The 22788-nt window shown below is 63.2% G+C and carries 19 protein-coding genes; 9 read left to right on the top strand and 10 right to left on the bottom strand.

Annotation, left to right across the window (positions count from 1 at the left end):
* Positions 1 to 25: 25 nt before the first annotated feature.
* Positions 26 to 2416, top strand: a complete 2391-nt coding sequence (locus OO258_RS13135) for a diguanylate cyclase (RefSeq protein WP_266030915.1) — start codon at positions 26 to 28, stop codon at positions 2414 to 2416.
* Between the two features lie 114 nt (positions 2417 to 2530).
* Here OO258_RS13135 and dacB read toward each other — a convergent pair whose 3' ends face one another.
* From dacB to OO258_RS13095, 8 genes are all read right to left on the bottom strand, one after another.
* The gene (dacB, locus tag OO258_RS13130) at positions 2531 to 3988 is read right to left on the bottom strand and encodes a D-alanyl-D-alanine carboxypeptidase/D-alanyl-D-alanine-endopeptidase (RefSeq protein ID WP_110745826.1); all 1458 of its coding nucleotides are present in this window, start codon (positions 3986 to 3988) and stop codon (positions 2531 to 2533) included.
* 190 nt (positions 3989 to 4178) lie between these two features.
* On the bottom strand, positions 4179 to 4523 hold the full coding sequence (locus OO258_RS13125) for a YggL family protein (protein ID WP_110745825.1): 345 nt from the start codon (positions 4521 to 4523) through the stop codon (positions 4179 to 4181).
* A 41-nt stretch (positions 4524 to 4564) separates the two neighbouring features.
* Positions 4565 to 8197 carry a transporter substrate-binding domain-containing protein gene (locus OO258_RS13120; protein WP_266030908.1) on the bottom strand — a complete coding sequence of 1211 codons (3633 nt, stop codon included), beginning with the start codon at positions 8195 to 8197 and terminating at the stop codon, positions 4565 to 4567.
* An 8-nt stretch (positions 8198 to 8205) separates the two neighbouring features.
* Complete coding sequence (locus tag OO258_RS13115; protein ID WP_110745824.1) at positions 8206 to 8823, bottom strand: response regulator transcription factor; 618 nt, start codon at positions 8821 to 8823, stop codon at positions 8206 to 8208.
* A gap of 281 nt (positions 8824 to 9104) precedes the next feature.
* Positions 9105 to 10436, bottom strand: coding sequence for a deoxyguanosinetriphosphate triphosphohydrolase (locus OO258_RS13110; RefSeq protein WP_266030906.1), 1332 nt, complete (start codon positions 10434 to 10436; stop codon positions 9105 to 9107).
* A 146-nt stretch (positions 10437 to 10582) separates the two neighbouring features.
* Entirely contained in the window at positions 10583 to 10912 is a 330-nt protein-coding gene (locus OO258_RS13105) for a hypothetical protein (RefSeq protein WP_110745822.1), read from the bottom strand.
* The gene (locus tag OO258_RS13100) at positions 10909 to 11283 is read right to left on the bottom strand and encodes a phage holin family protein (protein WP_110745821.1); all 375 of its coding nucleotides are present in this window, start codon (positions 11281 to 11283) and stop codon (positions 10909 to 10911) included. The genes OO258_RS13105 and OO258_RS13100 overlap by 4 nt, the downstream gene beginning before the upstream one ends.
* Positions 11284 to 11293: 10 nt before the next feature.
* Positions 11294 to 11608: a DUF883 family protein gene (locus tag OO258_RS13095; RefSeq protein WP_110745820.1), complete on the bottom strand. Its 315-nt coding sequence runs from the start codon at positions 11606 to 11608 to the stop codon at positions 11294 to 11296.
* Between the two features lie 313 nt (positions 11609 to 11921).
* Between OO258_RS13095 and OO258_RS13090 the strand changes: the two genes are divergently transcribed.
* From OO258_RS13090 to OO258_RS13070, 5 genes are all read left to right on the top strand, one after another.
* The gene (locus OO258_RS13090) at positions 11922 to 13130 is read left to right on the top strand and encodes an ammonium transporter (protein WP_266030903.1); all 1209 of its coding nucleotides are present in this window, start codon (positions 11922 to 11924) and stop codon (positions 13128 to 13130) included.
* A gap of 72 nt (positions 13131 to 13202) precedes the next feature.
* The gene (locus OO258_RS13085) at positions 13203 to 13442 is read left to right on the top strand and encodes a glutaredoxin family protein (protein ID WP_110745818.1); all 240 of its coding nucleotides are present in this window, start codon (positions 13203 to 13205) and stop codon (positions 13440 to 13442) included.
* A 108-nt stretch (positions 13443 to 13550) separates the two neighbouring features.
* Positions 13551 to 13982, top strand: coding sequence for a D-Ala-D-Ala carboxypeptidase family metallohydrolase (locus OO258_RS13080; RefSeq protein WP_266030899.1), 432 nt, complete (start codon positions 13551 to 13553; stop codon positions 13980 to 13982).
* A 65-nt stretch (positions 13983 to 14047) separates the two neighbouring features.
* Positions 14048 to 14356 (top strand): transcriptional regulator, encoded by a 309-nt coding sequence (locus tag OO258_RS13075; protein ID WP_266030897.1) that lies wholly within the window; start codon positions 14048 to 14050, stop codon positions 14354 to 14356.
* A 51-nt stretch (positions 14357 to 14407) separates the two neighbouring features.
* Positions 14408 to 15292 (top strand): pseudouridine synthase, encoded by an 885-nt coding sequence (locus OO258_RS13070; protein WP_266030896.1) that lies wholly within the window; start codon positions 14408 to 14410, stop codon positions 15290 to 15292.
* A gap of 54 nt (positions 15293 to 15346) precedes the next feature.
* On the opposite strand, the gene OO258_RS13065 is transcribed toward OO258_RS13070, so the two are convergent.
* Both OO258_RS13065 and acnA read right to left on the bottom strand, forming a co-directional pair.
* Complete coding sequence (locus OO258_RS13065) at positions 15347 to 16912, bottom strand: methyl-accepting chemotaxis protein (protein ID WP_266030895.1); 1566 nt, start codon at positions 16910 to 16912, stop codon at positions 15347 to 15349.
* Between the two features lie 179 nt (positions 16913 to 17091).
* A complete protein-coding gene (gene acnA, locus OO258_RS13060) occupies positions 17092 to 19833 on the bottom strand; it encodes an aconitate hydratase AcnA (RefSeq protein ID WP_266030894.1) in 2742 nt (913 codons plus the stop codon).
* A 224-nt stretch (positions 19834 to 20057) separates the two neighbouring features.
* Between acnA and rlmM the strand changes: the two genes are divergently transcribed.
* The 3 genes from rlmM to pdxB all read left to right on the top strand — a co-directional run bounded on the left by rlmM (position 20058) and on the right by pdxB (position 22731).
* Positions 20058 to 21122 (top strand): 23S rRNA (cytidine(2498)-2'-O)-methyltransferase RlmM, encoded by a 1065-nt coding sequence (gene rlmM, locus OO258_RS13055; RefSeq protein WP_266030893.1) that lies wholly within the window; start codon positions 20058 to 20060, stop codon positions 21120 to 21122.
* Positions 21123 to 21285: 163 nt separating this feature from the next.
* Positions 21286 to 21528: a sulfurtransferase TusA gene (gene tusA / locus OO258_RS13050; protein WP_003248727.1), complete on the top strand. Its 243-nt coding sequence runs from the start codon at positions 21286 to 21288 to the stop codon at positions 21526 to 21528.
* A 60-nt stretch (positions 21529 to 21588) separates the two neighbouring features.
* On the top strand, positions 21589 to 22731 hold the full coding sequence (gene pdxB, locus OO258_RS13045; RefSeq protein ID WP_266030891.1) for a 4-phosphoerythronate dehydrogenase PdxB: 1143 nt from the start codon (positions 21589 to 21591) through the stop codon (positions 22729 to 22731).
* Positions 22732 to 22788: the final 57 nt, after the last annotated feature.

The following is a 22788-nucleotide window of genomic DNA, read 5'->3' as shown; positions in this document are numbered from 1 at the left end:
GACGCTGACGTGACGAGATGGGTGTATGTCGAAGTGTGGCGTGCGTGCGCGGTTACTTGGCCTGTGCACAGAGGCGGTGTCCGCCTGGGCGGTGGCGCTGGTCGCAGTGGTCGCGGGCGGTATGCTCACAGCCGTCCTGGCGCTTGCTGCGCAGACCTTCTACAAGCAGCAGTTGCGCCAACGCTTCGAGCTGATGGCCAACGAGCGTTTCAGCCGTATTGCCGAACGCTTTGATGAGCAGCAGCAGCGCCTGGATGGGCTGCGGCAGTTCTTCAGCTTCTCCAATGACATCACCCTGCGTGAGTTCGACGGCTATGCCCGACCCTTGCTGCAGCGTACCCTGGCCTATGCCTGGGCGCCGCGCGTCGAGGCGGGGCAGCGTGCCGAGTTCGAACGCCAGGCCAGCGCCCCTTCCGGCCCAGGCTATGTGATCCGCGATCAGGACGAGCAAGGCCAGTGGCGACGCGCGCCGCTACGCGACCATTACTTTCCGGTGCTGTACAGCCAATCGGGCGAGCTGCCTGGGTTGCCGCATGGTATGGACCTGGCCGGCCAGGCCGTAGCTCAGGCGGCCCTTGCGCGGGCGCTGGGGCCGGGCAGCATGGCGTTATCCGAGCCGCTGGCCATGTTCGATACCCAGTCGGACGCGAGGGGCCTGCTGATGGTGGCACCGGTGTTTACCGATGCCAACCCGCAGGGCGCCCTGGCGGGGTATGTGATGGCGTTGCTGAGCATGCGTGAGCTGGTCAGCGATGGCAAACCGCTGTCGGCTGAAGACCAGCTGGTGGTGCGCATTGTTGACCCGTCCGGGCTGCATGGGCCGCAAGTCATGTTCGATTCGCAGAACCAGGTTGCCCCGTTGCCATTGTCCAGTCACCAGTTGTTGCACCTGGCCGACCGCCATTTTCAGCTGATTATCCGGCCAAGCAGGGCCTTCATGCAGGCCAACCCTTCCTCGGCGGTACTTGCGGTCGCGTTGCTGGGCGGGTTGTTGAGCCTGCTGCTCAGCGCGTTGCTCTACAGCCTGTTCAGCCAGCGTCAGCGTGCCCTGGCCCTGGTCGAACAGCGGACGGCCGAGCTGCGGGTCAGCGAGCAGTCGCTGCGTGGCACCCATAATCAGTTGCGCAGCGTGCTGGATGCCGCGACGCAGGTGGCGATCATCGCCACCAACCTCAAGGGTGAAGTCAGCACCTTCAACGCGGGTGCCGAACGCATGCTCGGTTACCCGGCCAGGGAGGCGATCGGCCGGTTGCGGCTTGAGCATCTGGTGCTACCTGAGGAACTGGATGCGCGCGCCCATGCGTTGAGCCTGCACTATGGTCGACCGATTGCCGGTGGCCAGGCCATGTTCGCCGAAACGGTCCAGGAGCAAGGTGCCGAGCCGGGGGAGTGGACCTTGGTACGTGCCGACGGCAGCCAGCTGGTGGCGAACATGCTGGTCACTGCCATGCTCGACGAGCAAGGGTTGTGGGTTGGCTACCTGGCCATCTGCATCGACGTGACCGAGCGGCGGCGGGTGCATGAGGCGCTCGCGGCACGAGACCGCTTGCTGGAAAAACTCAGCGCCGAAGTACCGGGTGGCATCTATCAGTACCGTCTGGATGCCAATGGCCATTCGTGTTTCCCCTACGCCAGCATGGGCCTGTACGACATCTACGAAGTCGACCTGCAGCAGTTGCGCGAGGATGCCACGGTGGTGTTCGAGCGCATACACCCAGATGACCTGGACCGTGTACGCCGTTCGGTACGCTACTCGGCCGAGCACCTGTCGCCCTGGCGTGAGGAGTATCGGGTCTGTCTGCCACGGGCGGGTTTGCGCTGGGTACGCGGTGAGGCGACCCCGGAAGTGGGCGAGCAGGGCTGTACCCTGTGGCACGGCTACTTGACCGACATCTCCGACCTCAAGGGTGTGGAGGAAGATTTACGTACGCTGTCGGTAACCGACTCGCTGACCGGTATTCACAACCGCCGCTATTTCCAGGAGCGGCTGAAGATCGAGTTGGAGCGGGCACAGCGCGATGGCCTGGCGCTGGCGGTGATCATGCTCGACATCGATCACTTCAAGCGGATCAATGACCGCTTCGGCCATGCTGTCGGCGATCGGGTGCTGCGCAGCCTGTGTCAGCGTATTGGTCAGCGTCTACGGCGTACCGATGTGTTCTGCCGGTTGGGCGGGGAGGAGTTCATGGTGCTGTGCCCAGGCAGCGATGCCGAGCAGGCGCGGCTGTTGGCGGTGGAGTTGTGGCAAGGGGTGCGCAATGTGCCGGTAGAAGGCGTCGGCAAGGTCACGGCGAGTTTCGGTGTGGCTGGCTGGCGACCGGGTGAGGGCGCTGATGCCTTGCTGGTACGCGCCGATGCGGGGGTGTATGCAGCCAAGCAGGCCGGGCGAGACCGGGTGGAGGGCGAGTCGGCCTGAGAGCTGTCGGTTGCCAGTACCGGCCTTTTCACGGCTAGAGCCGCCCCCACAGGGCTTGCACGGTTTTGCAAGCGCTGCAATGCCTGTGGGGGCGGTTTTACCCGCGCACTGCAATCAATTGGCTGCAGTGCTGCCAGCCAGTTTCGGCTGGCGATACAGGTCCAGCAGCACCTGGTCCAGCACCTGCGAGGCACCCCACGGTTTCGGGTCGTTGAGGATCGCCGCCACCGCCCAGGTATGGCCGTTGCTGTCCCGGCTGAAGCCGGCAATCGCCCGCACGGTGTTCAGTGTGCCGGTCTTGATGTGCCCTTCACCGGCCATGGCGGTGCGCTTGAGGCGCTTGCGCATGGTACCGTCCATGCCCACCAGTGGCATCGAGCTCATGAACTCGGCCGCGTAGGGGCTCTTCCAGGCAGCCCGCAGCATCTCGGCCATTTCCCGGGTGCTGACCCGCTCGGCGCGCGACAGGCCAGAACCGTTTTCCATCACCAGGTGCGGCGCGGTAATGCCTTTCTTCGCCAGCCACTGGCGCACCACGCGCTGGGCAGCGCGGGCGTCGTCGCCATCGGCATCGGTGCGGAACTGTGCGCCAAGGCTCAGGAACAGCTGCTGGGCCATGGTGTTGTTGCTGTACTTGTTGATGTCGCGGATCACTTCGACCAGGTCCGGCGAGAACGCGCGGGCCAACAGGCGGGCACTCTTCGGCACATTCTCGATGCGGTCAGCACCCTGGATGGTGCCGCCCAGTTCGTTCCAGATCGCTCGCACGGCACCGGCGGCGTAGGTCGGGTGGTCGAGCAGTGACAGGTAGGTCTGCGAATTGCAGCCGTCACCCAGTTGGCCGCTGACCGTTACGCTGATGCCATCGGCCTGGGGCACCGGGTTGTAGCGCACATCACCGCTGCACTGTTTCGACGCCACGGCTTTGACCTGGTTGTCGATGCGGATGCTGGCAATTGGCGGCTCGACCGCGACAGTGACTTTGCCGCCGTCGTTGCGGGCCACGAAGCGCAAGGCCTTGAGGTTGACCAGCAGCGAGTCGGGCTTGACCAGGAACGGCTTGTTGACGTCGCCGCCATCATCATTGAACTGCGGCAGGTTGGGTTGCACGAAGTGGCTACGGTCCAGCACCAGGTCACCGGTAACCGTGCGCACGCCATTGGCGCGCAGGTCACGCATGAGCAGCCAGAGCTTTTCCATGTTCAGTTTCGGGTCACCGCCACCTTTCAGGTACAGGTTGCCGTTGAGCACGCCGTTGCTCAGGGTACCGTCGGTGTAGAACTCGGTTTTCCACTGGAAGGTTGGGCCAAGCAGCTCAAGGGCGGCATAGGTGGTGACTAGTTTCATGGTCGAGGCCGGGTTCACCGACACATCGGCATTGAACACGGTCGGGGTGCCAGGCCCGTCCAGCGGCAGCATCACCAGCGATAGCGCGGTGTCCTGCAACTTGTTGGCCTTGAGCGCCTGTTGAACCTTGGCAGGCAGGGTAGTGTTGACAGCGGCGGCATGGCTGGGCAAGGCGATTGGCAACAGCAGGCCGGCAAGAACGAAGGGACGAAGCGTTTTGATCATAATGGATAAATACCCTGCAGCGAGGGAAAAGGGCTTTGGGGCTGTAAGGAGATGATGGCCCCACGACGTAAAGAGTACGCATTATGCCCCAAGCGTGGCGACGATGCGCCACGTTCGACGGAAAAGCATCGCCAATAAAAAAGGCCACCTCAGTGAGGTGGCCTTTTGATCGATCAAGCCGGGCTGAGTATCACTCGGCCTTGTTGATCGGTTTTTCCGGGTACCAGGCGTCCAGCAGTGGGCTGACTTCGATTTTGGTCAGTTCGCTGCGGCCTTTGAGCCAGGCTTCAACGGCAGCGCGCTGTTCTTCGGTAACCGAGCCACGCTTGACCGAGCACACCAGGCCATAATCGTCACCGCCTACATAGTCCAGGCCGTTGGCATCCATGGCGTCTGCCAGGAACGCATCGAGGAAAGCATCGATTGCCTGGTCATCCAGATCTTCCTTGAATTCCAGGTTCAGCTCGAAGCCCAATTCCTGAAACTCGTCGACACACAGCTTTTTGCGCAGACGACGGGAGCGGTTTGTGGCCATGAAACAATCCTCTTAGGTAATAACGCCGCGCAGTCTACCAGTTAACACGTCTGGCTGCCTGCCTGAGTGCATGTGCTTGCATTCAGGTCCCTGGCCAGTGCCCGTTCGACCCGGCACATATGCCGGGCCAGTGCCTGGCGCAGTTGGCGTTGCTGTGCGGTGGTCAAATCGCTGGCCTGCAGCGCTTCGCAGGCCGCCATCAGGTAGGGCGCGTCCAGCATGCGTGCGGCACTCAGCACCTTGTGCGCCTGCTCGGCAATGGCGCTGTCGCCTTGCTGCGGATGCAGTGCCATCAGGCTTTCCAGGTCGGCCCGCAGGCTTTGCTGCAAGGCTTGCAGGAAGCGCTGGCGGTCGCCAGGGTCTGGCCCGACCACTGCAGCCAAGCCGTCCAGCTGGTACAGCTTGCGCCGGAGGGGGTGCTGGTGGCGCGGGCGCACGCCAGCCAGACGCTGGCTCAGGGTGCTCAGGCTGATGGGCTTGAGCAGGCAGTCGTCCATGCCGGCGCTCAGGCACTTGCGGCGGACTTCTGGCTGGGCGTTGGCGGTGTAGCCAAGGATGGTGCAGCGCGGGCGCTTGCCATGGCGTTCTTCGGTACGGATGGCGGTCGCCAGCTGGTAACCGTTCATGTGCGGCATATTGCAGTCGAGCACCAGCACGTCGAAGTTGCCCGCCCGCCAGGTGGCCAAGCCCTCGCGGCCATCACGGGCGCTGGCGTGTTGCAGGCCCAGGTAGCCAAGCTGTTGCGCCATCAATTGCAGGTTGGCCGGGTGGTCATCGATTACCAGCACGTTCAACCGTGGGTCGGGCACGTCGAGGTTTTCTAGCTGCGGGGCCGGCAGTGCCTCGGCGTCAACCCGTTGCAGAGGCATTTTCAGGCGCACTTGGGTGCCGACATCCTCCAGGCTCTTGATGCTCAGGCTGCCACCCATCATTTCGCACAGGTTGCGGCAGATCGCCAGGCCCAGCCCGGTGCCTGCACGGGCGCCCTGGCTATGGGGGTTGGCCTGGATGAACGGGTTGAACAGACGCTGTAGGTCGTCGGCGTGGATGCCGATGCCACTGTCACGCACCTCCAGCTCCAGGATTGCCGGTGTGCTGGTGCCGTCATCCAGCAGCCTGGCATGGATACGCACCTGGCCGTGTTCGGTGAATTTGATGGCATTGCTCACCAGGTTCGACAGCACCTGCTTGAAGCGCAGGGGATCGAGCAGCGCGTGGCAGCGTGCGGCGGGCGCGATCATCACTTCCAGTGCCAGGCCTTTTTGCCGCGCCTGGCCGTCGAAGATACGCCCCACCGATTCGATCAGGGCAGCCAGGTCGACCGCCTCAGGAGCCAGCGACAAGTGCCCGGACTCGATGCGCACGATATCGAGAATGTCGCCGATCAGGCCCAGCAGGTCCTTGGCCGAATGGTGCGCCAGCTCCAGCGCATTGCGGTCAACCCGACCCTGGTCAGCCCGCTTGACCGCCAGTTCGAGCATGCCGATGACCGCGTTCATCGGCGTGCGTATTTCGTGGCTGATGGTGGCCAGGAAGGTGCTTTTGGCACGGTTGGCATCGTCGGCCTGCTGCTTGGCCTGACGCAGCTCCGTGACCAGCTGGCGACGGTCGCTGATATCGATCCAGCCACCGATGATGCCCTGCACCTCACCCAGCGAGTCGCGATACGGCAAAATCCAGTGGTAGATGGTCATGTCCCGGCCCCTGATGCGTAATGGCCGGTCCATGATCAGTGGCGAACCCTCAGCCATGACTTTCAGGTAGTCGGCCTGGATCTGCCGGCTTTGCGCGGGGGCGGCGAACAGGCTGGCGTCCAGCCGCTTGCCGATAACCTGATCGGAGCGGGCTTGCACGGCTTCCAAATAGCTGTAGTTGCAACTTTGCAGGCGGCACTCGCGGTCCCGAACGTAAATCGGGTGAGGGGTGCCGTTGAGCAGGGCGCGCATGAACGCCAACTGGTCGTTCAGCGCCCGTTCCGCTTGCTGGCGCTGGCGAATTTGCAGGCGCAGGCGCGCGTTCCAGAGCAAGGCCAGCAGCAACAGTACCGCCGTGCCCAGCACTACTTGCAGCGCAAGCCGCCGGTAACCCTGGCTTTTACTGTCCTCATGGAGGCTGAACCCGCGCCAGCGGTTGTTGATTACCCCCAGTTCTTCCGGCGAGATGCTCTGCAGAGCCTTGTCGAGGATCGATACCAGCGCCGGTGACGGGGCACTGGTGACCATGGCGTAGTTGGCAGGTTCGCTGCCTATCGCGGTGCGGATGACCAGTTCGGGGTTGCTGGACAAGGCATGGTTGGCATCGATCAAGGTGGTGATGACTGCATCGACAGCGCCGCTGTTGAGCAGCGCCATGGAGTAGAACGCGCTCTCGCTCTTGACCCAGCCGATTTGCGGATAATGCCGCGACAGCATGGTATCCATGGCGCTGTAGCGGGTAATGGCGATGCGATGCCCTTGTAACTGTTCGAGTGAACTCGAGGCCAGGTTGTCCTTGCGGCTGACCAGTACGTAGGTGCTTTCCAGGTAGGACCGGCTGATTTGCAGGTCCTCCTCGCCCTCGCCTGTGATGGCCAGTGCGGCGATGACATCGGCGCGGCCATCCTTCAGGCGGGCAATCATGTCGGCGATGCCAGTGGCACGCTGTACTTCGAAGCGCAAACCGGTGCGCAGGCGAATGAGTTCCAGCAGATCGGCGGTGATGCCGCGAAAATGCCCCGAGCCGTCGAAATAGGATAACGGGGCCGCGGTGTCGTCGATGGCCACGCGCATTACCGGGTGATCCTGAAGCCACTGCTCCTCGCTTTCGCTCAGTCGCAGCTTGCGGTCGGTGAGCAGCAAGTCGCTGCCGGCGCTCCAGCGCTTGAAGATGCTGGCACGCAGGGTGGCGGGCTGGCTATCGAGGATGGTGTTCACCAACGCCCTCAGCAGGGTGTCCTGTTGGCGCAGGGCAAAGCCGAAACCAATGGCCTCGTGCTTGCCGAAGTTGGCCATGCGCAGCCGCGGCAGATGGCCACGGTTGAGCAGGTAGTGGGTAGAGATGGTGTCGCCGATGAACACGTCAGCCTGGCCGAATGCGACGGCATTGAGTGCCTGGCTGGAGGAACTGAAGGCTAACAGTTCGGCCTTCGGGTAGGCGCCGAGGACCTCCTCCTTGGGCAAATAGTGGTAAAGCATGCCCAAGCGCATACCGTCCAGGCCCGTGTCCAGCGGTCGGCTTTCGTCTTCGCGCGTCACCATCACCGGTTGGTCGATGGCATAGGGGTGCGACAGCGCCAGGCCGTCGCTGCTGGCCTCGTAGCCATTGGCGCTGCCCAGCAGGTCGATATCGCCGTGCCTGAGTGCCTCCACCGCGGCCTGGCGGCTGGAGAACCGCAGTACCCGCACTGGCAATCGCAAGGCTTTGCCGATCAGGCTGGCGTACTCGGCGGTGAGTCCCTGGTAGTCACGGCCGCCACTGGTGATGTCGAAGGGGGGGTAATCGGGTGCCGAGGTACCCAGCACCAGCTCGTGCCGGTCTTCCAGCCATTGTTGTTGCTCGGCCGTGAGCACAGGCTGGACCGGCCGGGCGGAGGAGCGCGCCAGCAACGCATAAGATGAGACTTCGGGTTGTGCTGCACGTGCCAGGCCGCTGAACAGCAGCAGGGCGAGCATGAGGCAGACGGCAGGGCGGGCCATGATCACCCTCAGACCAGTGCGTTGCGCTTGGCCATCTCGATCAGGTCGACCAGCGTATTGACCTGCAACTTGTGCATGAGGCGTTTTTTGTAGGTACTCACCGTCTTGCTGCTGAGGAACATGCCCTTGGCAATTTCCTTGTTGCTGCGGCCTTGGGCGAAAAGTTGCAGGACCATCAGTTCACGATCATTTACCTGGCGGAAAAGTTGCAGGTCGGTGTTGGTCACCTGGTTGTGCTTTATTGCCTGGCTAGGGAAGTAGTTATAACCCGCGAGGACGGCCTTGATTGCACTGAGCAGTTCACTCAGGTCTTCCTGCTTGCACACGTAACCGGCAGCGCCTGAATGCATGCAGCGCACGGCAAACAATGCCGGGGACTGTGCAGTGAGTACCAGAACCTTCATGGGCAGGGCCATGGCCTGGAAACGGGCGAGTACCTCCAGGCCGTCTAGCTTGGGGATGCTGATGTCGAGGATGACCAGGTCGGGGTTGCTCTCACGGATCATCTGCATAGCGTCCACACCGTTGTCCGACTCGCCGACAATCTTGTAGTTCTGGTTTTCCAGCAGCATACGGACGGCCAGGCGGATGACCGGGTGGTCGTCGACAATAAATATGGAATGCATGTTCAAATTCCCTGCGGTCGATGAGGGTGACAGCGCGCACCTTATCGCAGTTGGAAGTCGCCGGGCATGCGAGGAAGGGCTATAAGCCCCATATGGGAAATGGCTTACAAGATAAAACAAAACGGGCTACGAAATAGGCGCGTTCAACTCAATGTCAAAGTGTGTTTGGTCACTTTTCATTGCATTTTATTCGTGCTGTTTAATCACCCATCAACAAATGTAGGAAGTTTCCTGCAACGCGCGGTGCAGCGCCGGGCTGGGCCCAGGCTGCACCAACGCGGTCAGGTGGGGCTGGAGCGCCCGGTCATTTCACGGGCCATTTCACTGGCGTAGCTGTCGGTCATGCCGGCGATGAAGTCGATCATGCGCAGGAACGCGCTGTGCAGCGAGGCGTGCGGGTCTGGAGCATTGTTGCCGATCAGGTCCAGTACCCGCCGGCTCTTGAACGATGGGGTGCGCCCACCATGCTGTTCAAGCGCTGCACCGCAGAAGGTATTCAGCAAGATCTCCAGTGTGGTGTAGGCGCCGATCTCGTGCAGGGTCTTGCGCTTGTCCTGGAAGATCTTGTTGCGCGCCATGTCCTTGGCCTGCAGCACGCAGCGCTTGGCCGGGCCGTGCATGTGCTCGACCAGGTCGCCCGCCAGTTGACCGGCCAGCAAGGCCTTTTGCTGTTCGACGAAGGCTTGGGCGGCGGCATTGGTCAGGTGTTCGATGGCCTTGCCGCGCAGGATTGCCAGCTTGCGCCGACGGGAGTCGCGGGGGCCGAGCTGGCGGTAGGTTTCCGGCAGGTCGTCGCCGACAAGATCGAGCAGCAGCGCTTCGACTTCGGCGTATTCCAGCAGCTCCATCTCCAGGCCGTCTTCCAGGTCGATCAGCGCGTAGCAGATGTCATCGGCCGCCTCCATCAGGTACACCAGCGGGTGACGTGCCCAGCGTTGGTGCTCCAGTTGCGGCAGGCCGAGCTTGCGGGCGATTTGTTCAAGCAGGGGCAGTTCGCTCTGGTAGCTGCCGAATTTGTGTTTCTTGTAGCCCAAGGCATCGGCGTGACGGGCGCTCCAGGGGTACTTGAGGTAGGTGCCGAGGGTGGCGTAGGTCAGCCGGGTACCACCGTCGAACTGGTGATACTCCAGTTGGGTGAGGACGCGAAAGCCCTGGGCGTTACCTTCGAAGTTGAGGAAGTCGGCTCGCTCGTCGTCGCTCATGTCATCGAGCCAGCCACGTCCGGCTGCCTGCTGGAACCAGTGGCGGATCGCATCTTCGCCGGAGTGGCCGAACGGCGGGTTGCCGATGTCGTGGGCCAGGCAGGCTGACTGCACGATCATCCCCAGGTCACTGGGCGCACACCAGTCCGGCAGGCTGTCGCGCAGGGTTTCGCCGACGCGCATGCCCAGCGAACGCCCGACGCAGCTGACTTCCAGCGAATGGGTCAGGCGCGTGTGGATGTGGTCGTTGCTGGTAACCGGGTGCACTTGGGTCTTGCGCCCGAGGCGGCGGAAGGCACCGGAGAAGATGATGCGGTCGTGGTCTTTGTGGAAGGGGCTGCGCCCGAGTTCATCGGCGCTGTACAGCGCTTTGCCCAGGCGCTCGCGGGTAAGCAGGGTATGCCAGTCCAAGGCGCAGTCTCCTGTGGTTCGAGAGCAGCAGCATATCCTGTAGCAGCAGCCTTGTGCGGCGAAGCGGCCCGTTTATCGATACCGAGGTATCGTCGCGACAGGCGCCTTCGCGGCGCAGGGCTGCTTCTACCGGAAGCGCGCAGTGCTCAGGGGCGGCGGTTGCCTTGCAGATACAGGCGCACCAACGGCAGCAGGCTGCTGCCAAGGCGTACCAGGCGCGCCAGATTGCCACTGCGCACCCCCTTGCCAGTGAGGAAACCCAGCGCCACCACTGCGCCGATCCCCCACAGGGGAGCATGCTTGATCCCTAGCCCATCCTGCAGCGAGTTGCCCATGCCACGCACACGGCGCAGCGGCTCCAGCATCTGTCCGGATTCGTGGCGGATTTCCTGGCGGTGCATCTCCATGCGCAAGCGCAGCAACGCCTTGCGCAGTTCGCGCGGGTTACGCGTGTTCGGCAGTTCTGGCAGGCTCATGGCAACAGGCGCTCCCGGTCCTTGGCAAGTTCTTCGAGGGTGGCGCCGAACGGCGACGATTCGTCGAACACCGCCGCCTTCAGGCGCAACCCGCAATACAGTGCGGCAATGCCATAAAACACGCACAGGCCGATGATGCCGGCGAGGCGATAGCTGTCCCACAGCAGTACCAGCAACAACCCGGACAGTGCGGTCAGCAGCAGCAGGGCGAACACCAGTGCCAGGCCTGCGAACAGCAACAGGCTCAGCGTACGGCCTTTCTGCTCCTGCAACTCGATGCCGAACAGTTCGATGTGGCTGTGCAGCAGCCCCAGCGCGGCAGCGCCCAGGCGCCTGCCCGAGGCGCTGGCGCCGTTGGCTTCATTCTCCATGGGAACCCCTTTAGCGCCGGTTGGCCAGCAGGCCGATCAACAGGCCGACGCCAGCGGCGATGCCAATGGCCTGCCATGGGTTTTCCTGGACGTACTGTTCGGCATTGCCCAGCGCCGCCTGGCCACGATCGCGCAGTGAGTCCTGGGTCAGTTGCAGGCTTTCGCGGGCCTGGGCCAGGCGCTCGTGAATCTGCCCGCGCAGTTCGTCGGCCTGGTCGCCGGCCAGGTTGGCGGTGTCGGCCAGTAGCTTCTCGGTGTCTCGCACCAAGGCTTGAAAGTCAGCCATCAATATCTCTTGCGCAGTCTTTGCCGATTTGCTGGCCATGGGCCTCTCCCTGTCAATGAGTGTTGGTGTTTCGAGTAACGGCATGCATGGAAGGTTCAAGTGGCGGCGCTGGTATGGGCCTTGCTAAGTCTTTGCCACGTTGCGGGGCGCCGGCGGCAGGTTTTGCGCCGATACAGGGCGCCAGCGCTGCGAATACCGATAAACCTTAACCCAATCCACGACAAACCCAAGAAAAAACCACGCAGGCCTCGCCCGGCTTATCGCAACAGGGCAGGGGGTTGGCACCGATTCGGTGCAGGGATGCAGGTTCTTGAACTGTCCTGGTGCCTTTTTCAGCAGGTCTGCCTATTTCATGGAAAACATGCACAGCGCGATGGACTCCCTGGTCCACGGCTCCAATACCTTGTTCATTCTCATGGGCGCCATTCTGGTGCTGGCCATGCATGCCGGCTTCGCCTTTCTCGAAGTGGGCACGGTCCGCCACAAGAACCAGGTCAACGCCTTGTCGAAGATCCTCAGCGATTTTGCCATCTCGGCGCTGGTGTACTTCTTTATAGGCTACTGGATCGCCTACGGGGTCAACTTCTTCCAGCCGGCGGCGACGTTGGCTGCCGATCATGGTTATGCACTGGTCAAGTGCTTCTTCCTGCTGACCTTTGCCGCAGCGATCCCGGCGATCATCTCCGGTGGCATTGCCGAGCGCGCGCGGTTCGTGCCGCAACTGTGTGCCACGGCGTTGATCGTGGCGTTCATCTACCCGTTCTTCGAGGGCGTGGTGTGGAACGGCAACCTGGGCGTGCAGGCCTGGCTGCAGGCGCGCTTTGGCGCGCCGTTCCATGACTTTGCCGGGTCCGTGGTGGTGCATGCCATGGGCGGCTGGCTGGCGCTGGCAGCGGTGCTACTGCTCGGCGCGCGCCGCGGGCGCTACCGCGACGGCCGGCTGGTGGCGTTTGCGCCGTCCAGCATCCCCTTCCTGGCCCTGGGCTCCTGGATCCTGATCATCGGCTGGTTCGGCTTCAACGTCATGAGCGCCCAGACCTTGCAGGGCGTCAGCGGCCTGGTGGCGATCAACTCGCTGCTGGCCATGGTTGGCGGCACCTTGTCGGCCCTGCTGGCCGGGCGCAATGACCCAGGCTTCCTGCACAACGGGCCGCTGGCCGGGCTGGTGGCGATCTGCGCCGGCTCCGACCTGATGCACCCGATTGGGGCGCTGGCCACGGGCCTGGTGGCGGGCGCCCTGTTCGTCTGGACGTTCACCGCGGCGCAGAACCGCTGGAAGATCGACGACGTGCTGGGTGTGTGGCCATTGCATGGGCTGTGCGGCATATGGGGTGGAATTGCCTGCGGTATCTTCGGCCAGGTCGCACTCGGCGGCATGGGCGGTGTCAGCCTGGCCAGCCAGTTGCTGGGCAGCCTGATGGGCGTGGTGGTGGCACTGGCCGGCGGCTTTGCCGTGTATGGCACCATCCGCGCGCTGCATGGCCTGCGCTTGAGTCATGAACAGGAATTTCAGGGCGCGGACCTGTCATTGCACCGTATCGGCGCCACCAGCCAGGATTGATCCAGGCCAGGTGCACGACGGCGGAGGTCGACCTAGAATAGGCTTCTCTGCATGCAAATCCGGACTTGCCCCATGCTGCCTGAATGCCAACTGTTCGGCACCCTCGGCTGCCACCTGTGCGAAGTGGCCGAGGCCGTGCTGATGCCTTTCGTCGATCATGGCCTGTTGGTAGAACTGGTCGATGTCGCCGAAGCCGACCACTTGTTCGACCGCTACGGCCTGATCATTCCAGTGTTGCGTCGCTGCGACACCGGTGCCGAACTGCATTGGCCGTTCGATGCCGAACAGGTGGTGACGTTCCTGGGGCAATGACAGTGGCAGGGGAGATGCAACCCTGCTCCATGGCGGTTGATGCGAGCTGATGATCAGGTGCCGGCGCACAGTTGCCGGTGTCCTTAGCCATCATCGGAACAGTCTGCCATGTTGATCACTCCACATTTCACGCTCGATGAAATGACCGTTTCCCAGCTTGCCGCCAGGGACGGGTTCGATAACACCCCCCCGCCTGAAGCCAGGGCCAACCTGCAACTGCTGTGTTGTGCGCTGGAGCAGGTACGCGCATTGTTCGACGCGCCCATCATCGTCAGCAGCGGATACCGCAGCGATAAGGTCAACCGGCTGATCGGCGGTGCTTCGAACAGCCAGCATGTACATGGGCTGGCGGCGGACTTCACGGTGATCGAGGTCAGCCCGCGGGAAACCGTGCGGCGCATCAGCGAAAGCAGCGTGCCGTTCGATCAACTCATTCTCGAATTCGACAAGTGGGTGCACCTTTCCGTGGCGCGCGGCACGCCGCGGCGGCAGGTGCTGACCGTTCGCAAGGGCAGCGGCTACCTGGCGGGGCTGCAATGAAGCGCATTGACGGCAACAAGGGGATGTTCGTATGCTGTATATAAATACAGTATCGAGGTAAAGCCATGCTCAACGTCGAGCAACTTAAGTACAGCGTCAACCGCATGCCCGCAGAACGGGTGGCCGACGCCGTTCTGGAACTGCGCCTCGAAGGCCTGGTAACCGATGACCGCACACCGTTCGGCAAGGTCCACTTCAATACCTGCTTCGCCGAGATTGAAGCCCTGTTCCAGCGGGCTGGTTATCACCGTGGGCTGGATGTGGTCGGTTACCAGGGGTTGCTCTACGCCTTGTACGACCCCGGCCGCTGGGAGCCGGTGCAGGTGCTGCGCTGGCTGAAGGAGCGCAGCGAGGCGCTGGCTCAGGCTGGTTGAGGGCGCGCGCTTGGGCGATAATGCGCGGCCGTGAACGTTTCGAGCCTTGCCATGACCACGCCTTTCGACCCCGCCCGCCAGCAAGCCAGCACGGTGTGCCTGCCACCCGGTAACTGGGCGACGGTGCTCGATTGCCTGTGTGATCATTTCAAGGCCATCGACCGCGCCCAATGGCTTGACCGCTTTGCCCGTGGCCGGGTGCTGGATGCAGAGGGGCGGGCGATTGTGGCCGAGTTGCCCTACAAGCGGGGCATGCGCTTGCACTACTTCCGCGAGGTCCCGAACGAGCGGCCGATCCCGGTGCAGGAGGTGGTTCTGCATGTGGACGAGCACCTGGTGGTAGCCGACAAGCCGCATTTCCTGCCGGTGACGCCGACAGGTGAATATGTCGAGCAGACCTTGCTGCGTCGCCTGATCCGCAGGCTGGATAACCCGCACCTGGTGCCGTTGCATCGCATTGACCGGCATACCGCCGGGCTTGTGCTGTTCTCCGCCAACCCACTCACGCGCAGCGCTTATCAGCGGCTGTTCCCCGAGCGACGCATCGACAAGCGCTACCAGGCCATCGCTGCAGCCATGCCGCAGCATGCGTTTCCGCTGGTGCACAAAAGCCGCCTGGTACATGGCGAGCCGTTTTTCCGCATGCACGAGGTTGAGGGCGAGGCCAACAGTGAAACCCAGGCCGAGGTGCTGGAAAAGAACGGTGAGTTGTGGCGGTATGGGTTGTCGCCGGTGACCGGCAAGACCCATCAGTTGCGCGTGCACATGGCGGCGTTGGGGGCAGGGATCAGCAATGACCCGTTTTACCCGCAGTTGCTCCAGGAAGAGGATGACTACCAGCGGCCGTTGAAACTGCTGGCGCAAAGTCTGCGGTTCACCGATCCGTTGAATGGCGAAGAGCGCTATTTCGAGAGCCGTCTGAGCCTCGACTGGTAACCCGGGCAGGGTGGCTTGCGCGGTCGCTGCAGAAGCGGCCGCGCAACCCTGTGGTCAGCGGTTGAACCGCTCCACCAGTGAATACTGAGTGCCTGCCGTGCTGGTCAGCTCTTCGCTCAGCAGTGCCGAATGCTGCGCCTGTTCGGCGGTCTGGTCGGCCAGTTCGGCGATGGTGCTGATGTTGCGGCTGATCTCGTCAGCCACTGCGGTCTGTTCTTCGGTCGCGGCGGCAATCTGGGTGGCCATGTCGGTGATGTTGGCTACCGCTTCGCTGATCCCTACCAGTGCCTCGTCAGCCTGCATCACCCGCTCGACACCTTCCTGCGCCTGACGGTGGCCGGTTTCCATGGTCAGTACGGCATTGCTGGCGGTTTGCTGAAGCTTGGCGATCAGGCCGTGGATCTGCCCGGTGGATTCGGCCGTACGCTGGGCCAACTGGCGTACTTCATCGGCCACCACGGCAAAGCCACGGCCCATTTCCCCAGCACGCGCCGCTTCGATGGCCGCGTTCAGTGCCAGCAGGTTGGTCTGGTCGGCGATGCCCTTGATCACGTCGACCACACCACCAATTTCGTCGCTGTCCTTGGCCAGTTGCGTGACCGTCTGGCCGGTTTCGCCTACTGCTGCCGACAGGCGCTCGATGGCCTCGCGGGTTTCCCCGGCAATCTGCCGGCCCTGGCTGGTCAAGCGGTTTGCTTCCTGGGTGGCGTCGGCAGTGCGCTGCACGTGGTTGGCGACTTCCTGGGTGGTGGCGGCCATCTGGTTGACGGCGGCTGCGACCTGCTCGGTCTCCACGCGCTGGCGCTCCAGCCCGGAGGAGCTCTTGTGTGCCAGTGCATCGGACTGGCGCGCTTGGTCGCTGAGGTGTTCGGCGCTGTCCTGCAGGCGGGTCAGGCAGGTCTTCATGCGTGCGTCCTGGCTAAGCATGGCCATTTCCAGGCGCGCCTGCACGCCACGGCTGTCGGTGTACATCTGCGCGATCAGCGGGTCGGAGGTGGTTTGTTCGGCCAGGCGCAACAGGCGCTTGAGGCCGCGCTGCTGCCAGCCCAGGCCGAGCAGCCCCAGCGGTACCGAAAGCCCGGCAGCCAAGACAAAGCCCCAGGAATGGCCCAGCCAGTTGCCAATCAGGAAGCCTACCTGGCTGATCAGGATGAACGGCAGCCAGTCCTGCAGCACCGGCAGCCACTTGTCACGGCGCGGCACAGGCGGCTTGTTCTGGTTGATGCGCTGGTACAGGGCTTCGGCGCGGCGGATCTGTTCGGCGGTCGGCTTGACCCGCACCGACTCGAAGCCGACCACTTGGTTGTTATCGAAGATTGGCGTGACGTAGGCGTTGACCCAATAATGGTCGCCGGACTTGCAGCGGTTCTTGACGATCCCCATCCACGGCTGGCCCTGCTTGAGGGTCTGCCACATGTGGGCGAACACCGCAGGCGGGACGTCGGGGTGGCGTACCAGGTTGTGGGCCGCGCCGATCAGTTCCTCGCGGGTGAAGCCACTGATATCGACGAAGTCATCGTTGCAGTAGGTGATCACGCCCTTGGCGTTGGTGGTGGAGATCAACCGCTGCTGAGCAGGGAAAGTCCGTTCTCGCTGGGTAATCGGCTGGTTGTTACGCATGGGGTGATAGTCCGCAGGGCTTTCGACAGGTATCGGCAAGCCACTGGTTTTATTGAATGAATATTTAACGTGGCTGCGTTTGGTTCGGCGCTGGAGCTCTGGCGCCTGTGAAATCGAGCGCCGCCCGCGCGGCGCTCGGTCTCGAGAGCGCCGCAAATCTCCAGCCGTACCTCCCAGCCTCAGCCGGCGATCATCTGTCGCAGCACGTAATGCAGAATCCCCCCTGCCTTGAAGTACGCCACCTCATTCAAGGTATCAATCCGGCACAGCACCTCGATCTGTTCCTGTTGGCCATCCTCGCGGGTGATGCGTAACGTCAGGCTCATCCCTGGGCGCACCTGCGCACCGTCCAGGCCCAGCACATCGATTTGCTCCTTGCCGGTCAGCCCCAGTTGCTTGCGGTCGTGCCCGGCCGTGAACTGCAGCGGCAATACGCCCATGCCCACCAGGTTGGAGCGGTGAATACGCTCGAAGCTTTCCGCCAGCACCGCCTTGACCCCCAGCAGGTTGGTGCCTTTGGCTGCCCAGTCGCGGCTGGAGCCGGTGCCATATTCCTGCCCGGCGATCACAACCAGCGGGGTACCTTCCTGCTGGTAACGCATGGCCGCGTCATAGATCGACAGTTTTTCCCCTGTGGGCACGTGCAAGGTGTTGCCGCCTTCCTCGCCTGCCAGCATTTCGTTGCGGATACGGATGTTGGCAAAGGTGCCGCGCATCATCACTTCATGGTTGCCGCGCCGCGACCCATAGGAGTTGAAGTCGCGTGGTTCTACACCCTGTTCGCGCAAGTAGCGCCCCGCCGGGCTGTCGGCCTTGATGTTGCCGGCCGGGGAGATGTGGTCGGTGGTCACCGAGTCGCCCAAGAGCGCCAGCACGCGCGCGCCGTGGATGTCGGCGATGGCGGGTGGCGGCCCACCAATGCCTTCGAAGAACGGTGGGTGCTGGATGTAGGTGGAATCAGCCTGCCACACGTAGGTGGCGGCCTGTGGCACTTCGATAGCCTGCCACTGCGCATCCCCGGCGAACACTTCGGCGTATTCCTTGTGGAACATTGCCGTGTCGACCTTGGCCACGGCCGCAGCAATTTCCTGCTGGCTTGGCCAGATATCGCGCAGGTACACCGCTTTGCCGTCCTTGCCGGTACCCAACGGGTCGCGGGTCAGGTCCACGCGCACGCTACCGGCCAGCGCGTAAGCCACTACCAGCGGTGGCGAGGCCAGCCAGTTGGTCTTCACCAGCGGGTGCACGCGGCCTTCGAAGTTGCGGTTGCCGGACAGCACCGAGGCCACGGTGAGGTCGGCGCTGCCGATGGCCTTCTCGATGGCCTCGTCCAGTGGCCCGGAATTGCCGATGCACGTGGTGCAACCATAGCCGACCAGGTCAAAACCCAGTTGATCAAGGTAGGGGGTGAGCCCGGCGGCATTGAAGTACTCGGTAACCACCTTGGAACCCGGCGCCAGCGAGCTCTTGACCCAGGGTTTGCGTTGCAGGCCCTTCTCCAGGGCTTTTTTCGCCACCAGGCCGGCAGCCATCATCACACTGGGGTTGGAGGTGTTGGTGCACGAGGTGATCGCGGCGATCACCACGGCGCCATCGCGCAGGGTGTGGGTCTGGCCTTGATGGCTGTAGTCGATCTCGCCGGCCTGGTCGGCGTTGCCGACTGCCACACCGCCACCCCCTTCGCTTTCCAGGCGACCCACCTCCTTGGCCAGCGGTTTGGGTTGCAGTTCGATGAAGTGGTCGAAGGCCTGGCTGACCTGGCCCAGTGCCACACGGTCCTGAGGCCGCTTGGGCCCGGCCAGGCTCGCTTCGACCTCGTGCATGTCCAGCGCCAGCGTGTCGCTGAACAGCGGCTCCTGGCCGGGCAGGCGCCACATGCCCTGGGCCTTGCAGTACTGCTCGACCAGTTGCACGGTCGTTTCGGGGCGGCCCGAGAGGCGCAGGTAGTCGAGGGTGACATCATCGACCGGAAAGAAACCGCAGGTAGCGCCGTATTCCGGTGCCATGTTGGCGATGGTCGCGCGGTCGGCGAGCGGCAGTTCGGCCAGGCCGTCGCCGTAGAACTCGACGAACTTGCCCACCACACCCTTTTTGCGCAGCATCTGCGTTACCGTCAGCACCAGGTCGGTGGCGGTGATGCCTTCACGCAGCTTGCCGGTCAGCTTGAAGCCGATCACTTCGGGGATCAGCATCGACACTGGCTGGCCGAGCATGGCCGCTTCTGCCTCGATGCCGCCAACCCCCCAGCCGAGCACGCCAAGGCCGTTGATCATGGTGGTGTGCGAGTCGGTGCCCACCAGGGTATCGGGGAAGGCGTAGGTGCAGCCGTCGGCCTCTCGGGTCCAGACGGTGCGGCCGAGGTACTCCAGGTTGACCTGGTGGCAGATACCGGTACCCGGTGGTACTACGCGGAAATTGTCGAAGGCGCTCTGGCCCCAGCGCAGGAACGCGTAGCGCTCGCCGTTGCGCTGCATTTCGATGTCGACGTTTTCGCCGAAGGCCTGCGGCGTGCCGTAGTGGTCGACCATCACCGAGTGGTCGATCACCAGGTCAACGGGCGACAACGGGTTGATACGTTGTGGGTCGCCACCGGCCTTGGCCATGGCGGCACGCATGGCTGCCAGGTCGACCACCGCCGGTACGCCGGTGAAGTCCTGCATCAGCACCCGAGCCGGGCGGTACTGGATTTCGCGGTCTGAGCGGCGCTCTTTCAGCCACTGGGCGAGGGCATCCAGGTCATCGCGGGTTACAGTCTGGCCGTCTTCCCAGCGCAGCAGGTTTTCCAGCAGCACCTTCAGCGACATGGGCAGGTGTTGCAGGTCACCCAGCTGGCGGGCGGCTTCGGTTAGGCTGAAGTAATGGTAGGTCTTGTCGCCGACCTTGAGCGGCTTGAGGGTGTTCAGGCTATCGAGCGAGGGCATTGCCAACTCCTTCTGCGCCGGTGCCCGGCAACTCGTATGGTTTGCCAGTGGCACCGTTTAGTTTCGGTCCGCACGGCACGGACCTAGGCTGAATGGTCAGGTTAGACCGGTTTAGGCCACCTGACCCTTTTCTGGACCGGCGGGGCGTGTCGCTGGTTCCGAACTTCCTTTATCATCGCCGCCCTGCCGGCGCCTGTTGCGCGCCAGCCGTAGTGGAGTGAGAGATGAATACCCTGTTCATGCATTGCCGGCCCGGTTTCGAGGGTGAGGTTTGCGCTGAAATCAGCGAACACGCCGCCCGCCTGGGTGTTGCTGGCTATGCCAAAGGCAAGCCGCAAAGTGCCAGTGCCGAGTTTGTCTGCAGCGAGGAGGGCGGTGCCGAGCGCTTGATGGGGGAGCTGCGTTTCAACCAGCTGATTTTCCCGCGGCAGTGGGCCCGTGGTGGATTTGTCGAGCTGCCGGAAAGCGACCGTATCAGTGTCCTGCTGGCACACCTGGCCGACTTGCCGGTGTTCGGCAGCTTGTGGCTGGAGGTGCTGGACAGCAACGAGGGCAAGGAGTTGTCCACCTTCTGCCGCAAGTTCGAAGTGCCGCTGCGCAAGGCCCTAGAAAAGGCCGGCCGCCTGGTTGACGACACCAGCCGCCCCCGCCTGCTGCTCACCTTCATCAGCGGCCGGCGGGTATTTGCCGGTATTGCCCCTGTCAACAACAGCGCGCTGTGGCCGATGGGCATCCCGCGGCTGAAATTCCCTCGAGAAGCACCCAGCCGTTCGACCCTCAAGCTGGAAGAGGCCTGGCACCAGTTCATTCCGCGTGAACAGTGGGACCAGCGCCTGGGGGATGACATGACTGGCGTCGACCTCGGGGCTTCGCCGGGTGGCTGGACCTACCAGCTGGTGCGGCGCGGCATGCTGGTGACGGCCATCGACAACGGGCCGATGGCCGAGAGCCTGATGGATACCGGGCTGGTGCAGCACCTGATGGCCGATGGCTTTACATGGCAGCCGAAGCAGCCGGTGGACTGGATGGTGTGCGATATCGTTGAAAAGCCGGCGCGTACCACCTCGCTGATTGAAACCTGGCTGGGTGAGGGGCTGTGCCGCGAGGCGGTGGTCAACCTGAAGTTGCCGATGAAGCAGCGTTATGCCGAGGTGCGGCGGTTGCTCGATCGTATGGAGGCGACGTTCAAGGCGCGCAAGATTCGGGTTTCGATTGCTTGCAAGCAGCTGTATCACGACCGTGAAGAAGTGACGTGCCACCTACGGCGGCTCGATTTGAAGGCACGTTGAGCGTTTCGGGTAGATGGCTTGCATGTGTGGTTTGGATTGAGAACCAGCGCCGCCCGCGCGGCGCTCGGTCTCAACGTTCACACACAACTGAGCGCATGCCTCTGACCCCCCTTGGACCGCGTGGCGCTATGCGCGACAATAGCGATCATTTTCGGAGCTCCCCATGACCGATTTCACCCCCGACGCCATCCTCGATGCCACCGGCCTGAACTGCCCGGAACCCGTCATGATGCTGCACCAGCACGTACGCAATCTGGCCGCCGGCGGCCTGCTCAAGGTCATCGCCACCGACCCGTCGACCCGTCGCGATATCCCCAAATTCTGCAACTTCCTCGGTCACGAACTGCTGCAACAGCAAGAGGACGCCGGCACCTTCCTTTACTGGATCCGCAAGAAAGCCGACTGAAGCGCTCTGGAACACGCCCGACGTTGCGCCTACACTGCGTTCCCCAGACAGGAGAGCGCCATGCTGATAGTTGCCGACGAGAACATCCCGCTGCTCGATGCCTTCTTCCAGGGTTTCGGTGAAATACGCCGCTACCCCGGCCGAAGTCTCGATGCCGACAGCGTCAAGGACGCCGATATCCTGCTGGTGCGCTCGGTAACCAAGGTCGACCGGCAATTGCTCGAAGGTAGCCGCGTACGCTTCGTCGGCACTTGCACCATCGGTACCGATCACCTCGACCTGGACTACTTTGCCGAAGCCGGCATCCGCTGGAGCAGCGCACCAGGCTGCAACGCCCGTGGCGTGGTCGACTATGTGCTGGGCAGTCTGCTGACCCTGGCCGAGCTGGACGGCGTGGCGCTGCCCCAGCGTGTTTACGGTGTGGTCGGGGCAGGTGAGGTAGGGGGCCGCCTGGTGCGGGTGCTGCACGGCCTGGGCTGGAAAGTGCTGGTGTGCGACCCGCTGCGTCAGGCCGCCGAGGGCGGTGACTATGTCAGCCTCGAAACCATCCTCCAGCAGTGCGATGTGATCAGTCTGCATACCCCATTGCAACGTGGCGGCGAGCACCCGACCTGGCACCTGCTGGGCCAGGCGCAACTGAAGCAGTTGCGCCCGGGTGCCTGGCTGGTCAATGCCAGCCGTGGCCCGGTGGTGGACAACGCCGCCCTGCGCGAGCTGCTGCTGGACCGTGAAGACGTACATGCGGTGCTGGATGTGTGGGAAGGCGAGCCGCAAGTCGACCTGCAACTGGCCGACCTGTGCACACTGGCTTCGCCGCACATCGCCGGCTATAGCCTCGATGGCCGCCAGCGCGGTACGGCGCAGATCTACCAGGCGCTGTGCCGCTTCCTGGAGGTGGACGAGCAGGTACAACTGGCCGACCTTCTCCCGCGACCGCCGCTGGCGCAAATTGAGCTGGATGCTGCTGCCGACCCGGCCTGGGCCTTGGCTACGCTATGCCGCGCCGTCTACGACCCGCGTCGCGATGATGCCGACTTCCGCCGCAGCCTGAGCGATGACCCGCAGCAACAGCGCGCGGCGTTCGACCAGTTGCGCAAGCAATACCCGCCGCGGCGCGAGATCGAGGGCTTGGCAGTGCGCCTGCGTGGCGAGTCGCCGCAGCTGGCGCAACTGGTCAGTGCCCTGGGTGGGGTAGTGGTCTGATAGCACCGTATCCAGGCAAATAAAAACCCGGCGCAAGCGCCGGGTTACAAGGAATTC

It is taken from the genome of Pseudomonas sp. DCB_BI, from assembly GCF_026240995.1.
Taxonomy (GTDB): domain Bacteria; phylum Pseudomonadota; class Gammaproteobacteria; order Pseudomonadales; family Pseudomonadaceae; genus Aquipseudomonas.
Note: the sequence above shows the minus strand (reverse complement) of the source record. Positions and strands in the feature narration are given on the sequence as shown.

Coding starts and splice junctions, on each gene's coding strand:
- pdxB (WP_266030891.1), top strand. CDS start 21,589: ATGCTGATAGTTGCCGACGAGAACATCCCGCTGCTCGATGCCTTCTTC.
- OO258_RS13065 (WP_266030895.1), bottom strand. CDS start 16,912: ATGCGTAACAACCAGCCGATTACCCAGCGAGAACGGACTTTCCCTGCT.
- OO258_RS13105 (WP_110745822.1), bottom strand. CDS start 10,912: ATGAGCCTGCCAGAACTGCCGAACACGCGTAACCCGCGCGAACTGCGC.
- acnA (WP_266030894.1), bottom strand. CDS start 19,833: ATGCCCTCGCTCGATAGCCTGAACACCCTCAAGCCGCTCAAGGTCGGC.
- OO258_RS13075 (WP_266030897.1), top strand. CDS start 14,048: ATGCTCAACGTCGAGCAACTTAAGTACAGCGTCAACCGCATGCCCGCA.
- OO258_RS13135 (WP_266030915.1), top strand. CDS start 26: ATGTCGAAGTGTGGCGTGCGTGCGCGGTTACTTGGCCTGTGCACAGAG.
- OO258_RS13100 (WP_110745821.1), bottom strand. CDS start 11,283: ATGGAGAATGAAGCCAACGGCGCCAGCGCCTCGGGCAGGCGCCTGGGC.
- OO258_RS13085 (WP_110745818.1), top strand. CDS start 13,203: ATGCTGCCTGAATGCCAACTGTTCGGCACCCTCGGCTGCCACCTGTGC.
- OO258_RS13070 (WP_266030896.1), top strand. CDS start 14,408: ATGACCACGCCTTTCGACCCCGCCCGCCAGCAAGCCAGCACGGTGTGC.
- OO258_RS13125 (WP_110745825.1), bottom strand. CDS start 4,523: ATGGCCACAAACCGCTCCCGTCGTCTGCGCAAAAAGCTGTGTGTCGAC.
- tusA (WP_003248727.1), top strand. CDS start 21,286: ATGACCGATTTCACCCCCGACGCCATCCTCGATGCCACCGGCCTGAAC.
- dacB (WP_110745826.1), bottom strand. CDS start 3,988: ATGATCAAAACGCTTCGTCCCTTCGTTCTTGCCGGCCTGCTGTTGCCA.
- rlmM (WP_266030893.1), top strand. CDS start 20,058: ATGAATACCCTGTTCATGCATTGCCGGCCCGGTTTCGAGGGTGAGGTT.
- OO258_RS13090 (WP_266030903.1), top strand. CDS start 11,922: ATGGAAAACATGCACAGCGCGATGGACTCCCTGGTCCACGGCTCCAAT.
- OO258_RS13115 (WP_110745824.1), bottom strand. CDS start 8,823: ATGCATTCCATATTTATTGTCGACGACCACCCGGTCATCCGCCTGGCC.
- OO258_RS13095 (WP_110745820.1), bottom strand. CDS start 11,608: ATGGCCAGCAAATCGGCAAAGACTGCGCAAGAGATATTGATGGCTGAC.
- OO258_RS13080 (WP_266030899.1), top strand. CDS start 13,551: ATGTTGATCACTCCACATTTCACGCTCGATGAAATGACCGTTTCCCAG.
- OO258_RS13120 (WP_266030908.1), bottom strand. CDS start 8,197: ATGGCCCGCCCTGCCGTCTGCCTCATGCTCGCCCTGCTGCTGTTCAGC.